We start from the raw sequence: 10,459 nt of genomic DNA on the forward strand, positions 1-10,459 counted from the left end.
GTCGCAGGATCAGTGGTGGGCGGCCCCTGCCGCCAGCAACGGAGCCAGGAGGTCGACGGCTTCCTCCCAGCGGAAGCGGTCGGCACCACCGCCGGACTTCGGGTGGTGAGGCTCGTAACTGCCGACCAGAACACCCATCTCGCGCAGCTCTGCAAGGCTCCGCTGGTACGCGCGGTGGGCCGCGAGGGCGGTGTTCACGTACGGCAGGACGACGGTGGGGATGCCCATGCCCGGAGCCTCGCAGAGGATGCCGAGGGCGAGATTGTCCGCGAAGCCGGCCGCCCACTTGTTGACCGTGTTGAAGGTGGCCGGGGCTACGGCGATCGCATCGGCGGGTGGGAAGGACCGTGAGACGCCGGGCGCGCGCCAGGCGGAGCGGACGGGGTAACCGGTCCGCTCCTCGATCGCGGCAACGTCGAGGAAGGGAAGCCCCTGCGGGGTGGCGACGACGCCGACGTCCCAGCTCCGCCCGTGCGCGGCGTCGATCAGCTTGCCGACGTCGCCCGCGATCCCGGCCGCGCAGACGACGACGTACAGGAAGGGCTTGCGCTGCGGCTCGGTCACGCGGGTACTCCCAGTCGGCGGCTGAAGTGGTGGAGCTCTGGCAGCGTACGCCGACGGTCGCGCGCTGCCATGTCGGCGACCAGGTCCCGGACGGCTGGTCGCCGTACGTCCTGGGCTGCGCAGGTCTCCGCGATCCGCAGGGCCTGGTAGCCGTCGGCGAGGCGGCCCTGCTGTGCGTAGGCACGGGCGGCTTCCACCCACAGGGCGGCCCGGCGCTCGGGAACCGGGATGTGGCGGCGCATGAGCGGACGGGCGATGTCGATGGCGACACCCGCATCGCCGAAGGAAACGGCCGCGCTGACCTCGTGGAGGGCCACGTTGGTGGGGCTGAAGTTGGCCCAGGCGTCGGGGTGGTCCAGGGCGACGTACTTCGCCACCTCCTTGGCCTCGGCCAGGAACTCTGCGGTGGCAGCGCGGTCCCCGGCCCTACTGGCAGCCGTGACTCCGCGCAGTAGCAGCAACCCGAGCACGGAGAGGTGGTGGTGGGGCTGCCGGTCGTACGCGCCGGCGAGTTGTGAAGCCGTGTGCTTGATCAGCGTGACGGCCTGGCCGGCGTGCTGTTCGCGGACCAGGACGTGCGCGTGGAGGCGAACGCTGGCGGCGAGGACGAGCGGATCACCCGAGCGTTCGGCCTCGGCCATCGCTCGCCCGACGGCGAGCCACGCCGTGCCGGGGTCTCCCTGCTTGAGCAAGAGGCTGGCCGAGGTCTGGTAGGCCGTGGCCAGGAAGCGGGGAAGCTCCTCGGCCTGCGGGGAGTCGGCGATGCAGTGGCGGAGATCGGTGATCAGGCCGGGAAGGGTCCGCTCCAGCTCCGCGTAGTCGCACGTGCTCCAGAGGCGCCGGATGGCCGTTGCCCGGTTTCGTAGTTCCCCGGACGCCGGCGCTTCCGTCGTCGGAGGCACCTGCATCCCGGGCAGGAGTGCCTGGACGAGCGCAGGGTGCGCAGCCGTCGGCGCGACCGAGGCTGTGAGCGCGGTGACGCTGGCGGCAAGGAAGGTACGGCGGCGCAGCATTTCCTCTGTCTCCGGGTCGTGGGGATCGGCTTCCGGGGCGGCCTCCGCCAGACCGAGTCGGGCCGGAGGAATGCGCAGGACGCGGGCGACGTCGCGCAGGACCCGGATGTCGTCCGTTCCGCGCCCGCCCTCCAGCCGACTGATCTTCGACTGGTGATACCCCAGCTCGCCGGCCACGTCCGCTTGTGAGCGGCCCTGTAAGACCCGAGCCCGGCGGATCAGTTCACCGATCCGGTGCACCTCACCCTGCGTGTCGACCATCTCCGCCACGGCCCCTTCTGCCGAGACCGATCCTGCCTGCTCAACCGAGCCTAGCTGCAACGAACTTGCCCGCCATGCACAACGTGCATGAACGATGCAGGGGCTGCGCGGCCCGTCGCGCAGCCGCCTCCTGACCCGCTTGCCTGGTGGAACCGCACCCCTCCAGGAGGCTGCTCATGGAAGTGCACGAGGTCACGCTGGCCGTCACGAGTACGCCCGAGGGCGCCGCTCGCGCCCGGCACCAGGTGATGTACGAGATCAGGGGCTGGCGCTCGGTCATCGGCACCGACGGCATGTGCGCGGCAGAGGTCGTGGCCGGCGAACTGCTGGCGAACGCCGTTCAGCACACGGGAAACGAAGCTACTTCCGTAACCGCTCGCCTGCGCGGCAGCCGACTGCGCTTCGAGGTCCGCGATCGGAGTTCCGTCCTCCCCCACGCACGCCCACCCCGTACGGACGCCGAGGACGGCCGCGGGCTGCTGATCATCGACGCCCTCGCCGATCGGCACGGCGTCGACCACAGCGCCGACGGCAAGTCCTGCTGGGCCGAGCTCGATCTGTCCGTACCCACCTCGGTCACGCCGTCCATCACGCAGCCTCCCCTGCAAAGGAGTTGAACGCATGGCACCCCATCGAGCTCTTGCGACGAGCGCGGAGGTCATCGCCGTACGTCCGGGGAGTCCCCTCTCCGGTTCGGTCACCGTCGACGGCTCCAAGAACGCCGCCCTGCCGCTGCTGGCCGCCGCAGCAGCCGTGCGCCGGACCATCCAGCTGGAGAACGTCCCCGCCAGCGCCGACGTCCACTGGATGCTCACCTTGATCCAAGGAGCGGGCTGGCACGTCGCCCGAGCTGTGGGACGGCACGACAGCGTGGTGATCATGGCCCCTGACGCCGTACCCGCGGAACCCGACCTGGCCCCGGCCGCGCGTATCCGCGCGTCGTACTACCTGGTGCCCGCACTCCTCGCCCTACAAGGGAGCGCCCGGCTGCCCTGGCCCGGGGGATGCCGGATCGGGGAGCGCGGCATGAACCTGCACTTCAAGGTGTACGAGGCGTTCGGTGACCGTGTCGCCGTCCATGACGAGGGCTATGACGTCGCGGCCGGTCGACCCACCACCGGAACGGTCACCCACACGCTGCCGTTCCGGTCGCGCGGTGCGACGGTCGTCGCCGTCCTGCGTGCGGTCGTCGCGGGCCGTGCGCTGCACCTCGGTCGGCCGAACCTGTCGCCAGAAGTAATCACCGTGCTGGACGCCCTGCGCTCGGCGGGATGGGAGGCCCGAGCTGGCGAACAGGTCCTGGACCTGAGCCCGGCAGCGGCATCACCGGCCGAGGCTCCGGCTTGGCGCGTACCAGGCGACAAGATCGAGGCAGGCACCCTGGCCTGCGCCGTTGCCGCCACCGGTGGGACCGCGCGCATCGAGGGCGTCCAAGGTCGGGATGTGGTGCCGTTGCAGGCAGCCCTGCAACGGCTGGGCATCCCCACCTCGGTACGGGAGGACGGCCTCCTGGTCGACGGAAGCGCCGCCCGGCCCACGGGTCGTCCCCTTCGCGCCATCGCCACACTCGCCACCGGCGGCCTGGACGCCGATTTCGAACCTCCCCTGATGGCACTGGCTCTCGGCCAGCCCGGGACACACCTGTTCGCCGACTCCATCAACCCCGGCCGCCACGGGAACCTGCTGCCCCAGTTGGCTCGGCTCGGCGCGAAGATCGAGGAGATCTCCCCCACCGAATGCCGGCTGACCGGCCCGCAACGCCTCACCGGAGCCGGGGTAGAGGCCACCGACATCCGCACCGGCTCCGCACTCATGGTCGCCGCCCTGACCGCCCGCGGCATCACCACCCTCGGCGGAGTCGACCAGCTCCGCCGCGGCCACGCCGACCTGCCCGGCAAGCTCATCCACCTCGGCGCCGACATCTGCGAGGTCGCGCCATGACCACGGCCCGTTCCCTACGACAGATCATGGCCACCACCGACGTCCACTCAGCCCTCGGTGCCGGCGACCCGCTGCTCGGGCACCTCCACCAGGCACGCACGGACAGCCTGCTGGTGGACTGCGGCGACTTCTTCGAGGGCACCGGGTACTACCGCCTCGGCCGCGGCGCACTCGAACGGGACATCCTGCTCGCCCTGTACGACGTCGTCGCTCCCGGGAACCACGGCTGGCCGCACTACTTCGAGCCCGCCCTCCACCAGCGGACCGTATGCGCGAACGTCGTCGAGGACTCCACCGGCAACGCGCTCTTCAGACGTCTGCGCATCGTGGACATCGCGGGCCGAAGGACGGCCGTCACGGCCGTGATCGGCCAGCAGGCGTACAACTCGATCCCGGCCGGGCAGCGGTCCGCCCACCGCTTCACCGACCCCGTCCAGACTCTGCGCGAACTGATGCTCGTGCACCACCACGAGGTCGACTCCTGGGTCCTCCTCAGCCACTCCGGATTCGAGCAGGACCTCCAGCTCGCCGAGGCGTACCCATTACTCGACGTGGTCTTCGCCGGCCACTGCCACAGCGAACACACCGGACCCGAACGGGTCGGCAGCACCATCGTGCTCAAGGGGCAGGAACTCGCCGTCGGCTACGCAGTCGCCGAACGCTCCCCCGAAGGCTGGGTCGGGCGGACCGCCCGTTTCCCCGACACCTCGGGATCCGTCCTGCCGACCGAGCTGGCCTCCGTCCGTGAACAGATCGCCTCCATCGACGCCCAGCTGGCCGAGCCGTTGGGACGTCTCGTAGCGCCCTATCGGAACAAGCCTCTCGACCGCCACGCCCTGCTCCGTGAACTGGCCGACCGGTTGCGCAGCGGGCTGGGTAGCGAGGCGGTCGTCCTCAACGAGACCGCCGTGCGCACGACGCTGCTGGGCGAAGTCCTCACCGCGGGAGATCTGCTGGCCATCGAGCCGTTCGACAACAGCCTGGTCGAGGCCCAGGTCGCGCCGGCCTTCTGTAACGACCCCGCTGCACTGCTGACTCACCTCACCGAGCGGGCGGGCCCCCTGATCAACTCCCCCGATCCGCTCCCCGCCGGGCTGGCGAGCGTGCTGACCACCGACTACCTCGCCGACACCTGTCTCGGCAGCCGAGCCCACCCTGCCGGCCTCAGCCTCGGCTCGGCGATCCGGAGCATCCTGACCAACGGAGACGACCAGTGATCCTCACCGGGCCCGAGATCACCTCCGCCTCGAAGGACGGACGGCTGCGCATCTCCCCCTTCACTCCGACCCAGGTCAACCCGAACAGCTACAACGTCCGCCTGGGCGGGACCCTGCTCACCTACACCGACCAGGTACTCGACACCCACCACCCGAATCCCACCCGCCGCACAGAGATCGGCGACGACGGCCACGTCCTGCATCCCGGCGAGCTGTACCTCGGCCACACCTTGGAGGAAGTGGGATCCGACCTCTTCGTCCCCCTGCTCTTCGGCCGTTCCTCCGTCGGCCGACTGGGGCTCTTCGTCGAGATCACCGCACCCATCGGTGACATCGGCTTCCACGGCCAGTGGACGCTGATGCTCACCCCGACCCGCCCCGTGCGCGTCTACGCCGGGATGAAGATCGGGCAGATCATGTTCTTCGTCTCCGAGGGCGCCATCGACCTGTACGAGGGCAAGTACCAGGCGGCCTCCGGGCCTCAGCCCTCCTCCTACTGGCGCGACCTCGACGCCACGGCGGTGACCGCGTGATCCTCACCGGACCGGCCATCGCCGCCGCCCACCAGGCGGGCGGCATCACCATCGACCCGTACGACCCGGACCGCCTGTCCCCCAACGCGTACGACTGGCGCCTGGGCAGCACGCTCCGCGTCTGCGAGGGCGACCTCGACGCCGCCAGTCCCACCGCCTTCTCCGAACTCACCCTCCCCGACGACGGCTACGTCCTGGAGCCCGGTCACCTCTACCTCGGACACACCCTGGAGCGGACCGGCTCCGAGACGTACGCCCAGCTCCTGAACGGAGACCGCACCACCGGCTCCCTCGGCATCTGGGTCCACGTCTCCGCGCCGCTCGGGCACCAGGGCCACGCGATCCGCTGGACCCTGGAGATCCGAGCCACTCGCCCCGTACGCGTCCGGCCCGGCATGACCTTCGGCAAACTCGTCTTCCTCCGCACCCACGGCTCCCCCGCCAGCTACCAGCAGCACGGCCTCAAGTACCGCACCAGCGATGGCATCGAGACCTCACGCCTCTACGAGGAGAACCCGGGAGGCCGCCAGTGAACCGCGTCGTCGCCACTGCCCTCGACCTGCCGTTCCCCAGCCCCGGTGGAAGCGTCGAACTGTTCCTCGACTTCTACGCCGGCACCCAGCCCGCGATCCCCGCCCGCGCCTTCATGCTTGCCCCCGACGGCCCCCACCCCCGTACCCCGGCCGGCATCGACCTGCTGCAAGCCGCTGGCAAATGCCTCGACGGCCACGCCTTCAGCCGGTACGTCACCAACCTGCGCCACGCCATGACGGCCGCCATCGACCCGCGCCAGATCAGCGTGCTGCACCTGCACCACCTGGCCTTCGGCGCCACCCCCGCCCTCCTGCGTGCCCTGCCCGCCCACCCCCGGATCGCCTTCGTCCACGGAACCGACCTCCTGCACGCCGAGAACCACACCACGCAGCTACGCGTTCTCCGAGAGACCGCCTCCGCTGCCGACGCGATCGTCGTCCCCACCGGCGCCATGGCCGACCGCCTGCTCAAGCTCGCCCCCAAGACGGACAGGCGCAAGATCGAGAAGATCCCCTGGGGCATCCCCGACCACCTCCTCACCGGCCCACCGCCCCGGCCCGCCCGACGGCCCACCAGCCACCTGCGGATCCTCTTCGCAGGCCGCCTCAGTTCCGAGAAGGGCCTCGAACCCCTCCTCCAAGCCGTCGCGGCCACCCGCTCGGTCGAGCTGAGCATCGCGGCCCCGCGCACCCAGTTCCTCGACCTCGCCCCGGTCATCCGCCAGCTCGGCGTCCACGTCCGCTACCTCGGCTGGTTCCGCCGCGCCCAACTGTGGAGGGCCTTCGCCGACCACGACGTGCTCGCCGTGCCCTCAACCACCCTGGAGGCCATGGGCCTCGTCGCCCTCGAAGCCCAGGCCTGCGGACTCCCCGTCCTCTACCAACCCGTCCCCGGACTCAGCGAAGCCCTCTCCGGCACCGGCCTGGCCACCGACTTCACCAACCCCACCACCGCCGCCCACGACCTCCACCGCCTGCGCACCACGCCCGGCCTCCTCGAAATGCTCCGGGCATCCGGCCGCACCAACGCCGCCCGCTTCCCACTCACCGCCACTGCCAAGGCCATCACCGACCTCGGGCGGCGGCTCGCCTGACACCCCCCGTGGCGCAGCCGGCACCACCCCGCCCCCATCACTAACCTGGCCAGCGGACCACCCGCGACCCACGACGATCGGGAGACCATGACCCACACCACCGACCGGATCGAAGACCTCCTCCAGACCGGCGTACGCGACGAGGTCTACCCCGGCGCAGTGTGGGCGGTCGGGAACGCCGACGGCATCGAGGCCAGCGGAGCCGTCGGCCTCCTGGACCCCGACCACCCGGACCAGCCGATGCGGCTGGACACCGTCTTCGACGTGGCCAGCCTCACCAAGATCCTCGCCGTCTGGTCCACGATCGGCACCCTGGTCGAAGAAGGCAAGCTCCAGCTCCACACCCCGCTGGGCACCTTCTGGGACGAAGTCGCAGGCCACCCCCTAGCCCGGGCCACGGCCCGCCACCTGCTCACCCACACCGCCGGCCTGCCGTTGCGCGCGAACCTGAAGAACCTCTACGGCACCGACCCCCAGGACATCCGCGACGGCGTCCTCCACGAGTCCCTCCACCGCCCGCCCGGCGAGGCCGTCGAGTACACCGACCGAGCCGCCCTCGTCCTCGGCTACCTCGCCGAGCACCTCTCCGGCCAGCCCCTGGACCAGCTCGCCACCGACCGCATCTGGAACCCCCTGGGCATGACGCAGACCCGCTTCGGCCCCCTCCCCGATGCCGAGGCAGCCCGCTGCGCCCCCACCGAGTACGACGAGACCACCGGCACCCACCTCAAGGGCACCGCCCACGACTTCTCCGCCCGCCTCCTCGACGGCGTCTGCGGCATCGCCGGCACCTTCTCGGTCCTCGACGACCTCGCCCTCTTCCTCCGCCACATGCTCAACCCCACCCAGGCCGCCTTCGGCCCGACCTGGATCAAGGACTCCCTCCGCATCCACACCGGCGCCCTCACCCCCGCCCGCGGCCTCTTCTGGCACCCCGGACCCAGACAGGACATTTGGGTCCACTACGGCTTCACTGGCACCGGCATGTGGATCAGCCCGCAGCAGGACCGATGGGCCGTCCTCCTCACCAACAAGCTCCGTTTCAACCGCGACCGCGAGCCCCTGACTGGTATCCGCAACGCCTACCGTGCCTTCGCCTTCTCATAGACGATGTGCACGATCACTTGAGCCACTCGGCCCTAAGCGGGCGGCGGGCAGCTCACTTGCGGAACGTCGCCGACCCTGAGGTCCTTATGCGGTGTGTTCTTGCCCACGCTGCCCCTTGTCGTTGTTCGCTCCGAGAGCTGCCCGGTACCGACCGTCTCAGGCGCAGCGAGCAGAGGCGCTCTGTGGCTGAGCTGGCCGCTGGGCTTGACGCAGCCCGGGCAACACCCCGGCTAAGCAGGGCCGCCGACCTCAAGCGACGTGAGCCCAGGGGCCGGTGGTCTCGTCTTTCGGAATCCAGAGCAGAGGCTGACTCTTCCGGCAGTGATCATGTGTCCCCTCTTCCCAGGGGAACAGTCCGTCCTTGTCCGGCCAGAACAACTGCGTGATCGGCAGTGGCGGGGTCTGATAAAAGTCGATGCCTGCGCCGAAGAAGTCGTGGTACCAGCTGGGATGCACAGGTCGAACGATCACGTCATAGCCGTTGAGAACGTCTCCCCGCCGCTGGTCGGGCTCAAGTAGATTGCCCTCTCTGATCGCGATCCCAGCGGCGTTTGCTACCTGCATCGCGGTCTGTGAGGGCAGGCCGAACACGCTTACCTCGGGGCTGCGGAGTGTGTGCCAGAGGCCGATGGAGTAGCCCCAGTCGCCTGGGGCGTCACCGCCGGCAACGCCCATAACGTGCCAGCCGTAGTCCGTAACGCTCTTCGTGATGCGGCGGTCGCGATCCGCCGACACGGGCCCGCCCCATTCGGTCGGGGCGCAGAGAAGGCAGAAGCAAGGGGAGTCGTCCATCCGAGGAGACTAAGCCTGCGCGCACGGGGCCTCGTGCGAGCTCCCGGGTCCCTTCGCCGAGGACGTCGGGGGGCGTCCACGAGGATGATCCGGAATAGCACGCACAGGTGCCGGGCTGTCCGCGAGCAGTGGGCGTTCTTGCTTCCCAACTTAGTCTCCGGCACCCTGGCGACGAGTGGGCTTGTGGACTGCTGCTGACGGGCGGGAGGTGGCATGGAGGCGATGAACACTCACGGTGCCTTGCTCGCCCTGTGCATTGCACGTCTACCTGATCGGTGCCTCCCTCGGCACGCGTGGGCGGCCGAAGTACTCGTGGAGCAATTGTGGGAGTGTTCCGTTGGTGCTGGCCATGAGGAATGGCGAGCGCTTCTGGCCCCCCTGGTCCCTGACGGCAGAATCGACGTCCGGCGCATCCGCAGCGAGGTCTGGGAGCTCGCCCGGAACGGAGCCCTCGAACCGGATGGGACCGGTCGGGAAGCGCGGTTCACGGTGACGCCTGAGGCGGCAAGGGACTCCCTGGCTCTGACCCCGTTGGCCTCCGCCGACCAAGACGTAGTAGCCAAAGCAGTTGATCAGTTGACGGCGCGCTTGTTCGCCGTCTCGAAGTAGGCACGCGCCTGAGGGTGATCAACAGTCGGTACCACGGCAGCCTCGCCAACACGTCGCCAGGAGGCGGACTTGCGCCGAAACATGGCCAATTCGACCCCGCCCGCCTTTGCCGGAATTGCCGTGACTCTCCAGTGCTCATCCCGACGAAGATGTGGAGCTTGCCACACGTTGGCGTCAGCCTCGCTCCAATCGGCGATCTTGATGGCCGCGAGAGCGCTACTCATGTCGCGTGCGTTAGCGAAACGCTGGGTGGGGTCTGGGTGGGCGGCTTTGGAGATCAGCTGTCGCAGGCGGCGGCAGACCCAGACCGGAAGCCGACGATCGCGCTCACGCAGAGGCGGGAGTCCCTGCTGGAGTGCGTCGACGACCTCGGTCCTCGTGTAGGAGGCGTAGTCGAACTTTCCAGCAAGGAGTTCGAGCAGGACGAGCCCAAGGGAATACAGATCCGCCGCGCGGGTGATGCGAGGGCCAACCATAATTTCCGGAGGCGAGTACATGTGCGCCACCTGGACAGCGGAAGTAGCCCCGGATGCGTCCATGGCACCAGCGACACCAAGATCACCGATCTTGACGAGATCGGCGTCGCCGGTGAGGAACAGGTTGGGGCTCTTGATGTCGCGATGCAGGATGCCGTGACGCTCGTGCATCTCTGTCAGCCCCTGAAGTGCCGCCTGGACGATACGCAGCGCCTTCGTGGGTGCTGTGAACGATCACGCAATTCGGCTCTGGCGATGATCACGTGACGTTGTCTGTTCAGCGTGCCCTGGCGTGATCGGCTGCGTGGAGCCGCGAGGA

The 10,459-nt window shown here is 69.4% G+C and carries 11 protein-coding genes; 7 read left to right on the plus strand and 4 right to left on the minus strand.

Features of this window, described 5'->3' with window-relative positions; all coding sequences use genetic code 11:
• Nucleotides 1–9: 9 nt before the first annotated feature.
• Together NLX94_RS04305 and NLX94_RS04310 are read right to left on the minus strand one after the other, a co-directional pair.
• Complete coding sequence (locus tag NLX94_RS04305; protein WP_254381183.1) at nucleotides 10–564, minus strand: flavoprotein; 555 nt, start codon at nucleotides 562–564, stop codon at nucleotides 10–12.
• A complete protein-coding gene (locus NLX94_RS04310) occupies nucleotides 561–1,838 on the minus strand; it encodes a helix-turn-helix domain-containing protein (protein WP_254381184.1) in 1,278 nt (425 codons plus the stop codon). Before NLX94_RS04310 ends, NLX94_RS04305 begins: the two co-directional genes overlap by 4 nt.
• A gap of 176 nt (nucleotides 1,839–2,014) precedes the next feature.
• On the opposite strand from NLX94_RS04310, the gene NLX94_RS04315 reads away from it, so the two are divergent.
• From NLX94_RS04315 to NLX94_RS04345, 7 genes are all read left to right on the plus strand, one after another.
• Nucleotides 2,015–2,455: an ATP-binding protein gene (locus NLX94_RS04315; RefSeq protein ID WP_052874270.1), complete on the plus strand. Its 441-nt coding sequence runs from the start codon at nucleotides 2,015–2,017 to the stop codon at nucleotides 2,453–2,455.
• A gap of 4 nt (nucleotides 2,456–2,459) precedes the next feature.
• Nucleotides 2,460–3,779, plus strand: coding sequence for a UDP-N-acetylglucosamine 1-carboxyvinyltransferase (locus tag NLX94_RS04320; protein WP_052874271.1), 1,320 nt, complete (start codon nucleotides 2,460–2,462; stop codon nucleotides 3,777–3,779).
• On the plus strand, nucleotides 3,776–4,996 hold the full coding sequence (locus NLX94_RS04325) for a metallophosphoesterase (RefSeq protein WP_254381185.1): 1,221 nt from the start codon (nucleotides 3,776–3,778) through the stop codon (nucleotides 4,994–4,996). Before NLX94_RS04320 ends, NLX94_RS04325 begins: the two co-directional genes overlap by 4 nt.
• A complete protein-coding gene (dcd, locus tag NLX94_RS04330; protein ID WP_254381186.1) occupies nucleotides 4,993–5,529 on the plus strand; it encodes a dCTP deaminase in 537 nt (178 codons plus the stop codon). The genes NLX94_RS04325 and dcd overlap by 4 nt, the downstream gene beginning before the upstream one ends.
• Complete coding sequence (locus NLX94_RS04335; protein ID WP_052874274.1) at nucleotides 5,526–6,062, plus strand: deoxycytidine triphosphate deaminase; 537 nt, start codon at nucleotides 5,526–5,528, stop codon at nucleotides 6,060–6,062. The genes dcd and NLX94_RS04335 overlap by 4 nt, the downstream gene beginning before the upstream one ends.
• On the plus strand, nucleotides 6,059–7,156 hold the full coding sequence (locus tag NLX94_RS04340) for a glycosyltransferase family 4 protein (RefSeq protein WP_052874275.1): 1,098 nt from the start codon (nucleotides 6,059–6,061) through the stop codon (nucleotides 7,154–7,156). Before NLX94_RS04335 ends, NLX94_RS04340 begins: the two co-directional genes overlap by 4 nt.
• A gap of 87 nt (nucleotides 7,157–7,243) precedes the next feature.
• A complete protein-coding gene (locus NLX94_RS04345; RefSeq protein WP_254381187.1) occupies nucleotides 7,244–8,263 on the plus strand; it encodes a serine hydrolase in 1,020 nt (339 codons plus the stop codon).
• A gap of 249 nt (nucleotides 8,264–8,512) precedes the next feature.
• Here the strand turns inward: NLX94_RS04345 and NLX94_RS04350 are convergent, their stop codons facing one another.
• The gene (locus NLX94_RS04350) at nucleotides 8,513–9,055 is read right to left on the minus strand and encodes a DUF4262 domain-containing protein (RefSeq protein WP_254381188.1); all 543 of its coding nucleotides are present in this window, start codon (nucleotides 9,053–9,055) and stop codon (nucleotides 8,513–8,515) included.
• A gap of 572 nt (nucleotides 9,056–9,627) precedes the next feature.
• Nucleotides 9,628–10,350 carry a protein kinase gene (locus NLX94_RS04355; protein WP_302168808.1) on the minus strand — a complete coding sequence of 241 codons (723 nt, stop codon included), beginning with the start codon at nucleotides 10,348–10,350 and terminating at the stop codon, nucleotides 9,628–9,630.
• Nucleotides 10,351–10,459: the final 109 nt, after the last annotated feature.

It is taken from the genome of Streptomyces sp. TBY4, assembly GCF_024213195.1.
In the GTDB taxonomy this organism is placed as follows: Bacteria; Actinomycetota; Actinomycetes; order Streptomycetales; family Streptomycetaceae; genus Streptomyces.

Coding starts and splice junctions, on each gene's coding strand:
- NLX94_RS04310 (WP_254381184.1), bottom strand. CDS start 1,838: ATGGTCGACACGCAGGGTGAGGTGCACCGGATCGGTGAACTGATCCGC.
- NLX94_RS04320 (WP_052874271.1), top strand. CDS start 2,460: ATGGCACCCCATCGAGCTCTTGCGACGAGCGCGGAGGTCATCGCCGTA.
- NLX94_RS04315 (WP_052874270.1), top strand. CDS start 2,015: ATGGAAGTGCACGAGGTCACGCTGGCCGTCACGAGTACGCCCGAGGGC.
- NLX94_RS04325 (WP_254381185.1), top strand. CDS start 3,776: ATGACCACGGCCCGTTCCCTACGACAGATCATGGCCACCACCGACGTC.
- NLX94_RS04345 (WP_254381187.1), top strand. CDS start 7,244: ATGACCCACACCACCGACCGGATCGAAGACCTCCTCCAGACCGGCGTA.
- NLX94_RS04350 (WP_254381188.1), bottom strand. CDS start 9,055: ATGGACGACTCCCCTTGCTTCTGCCTTCTCTGCGCCCCGACCGAATGG.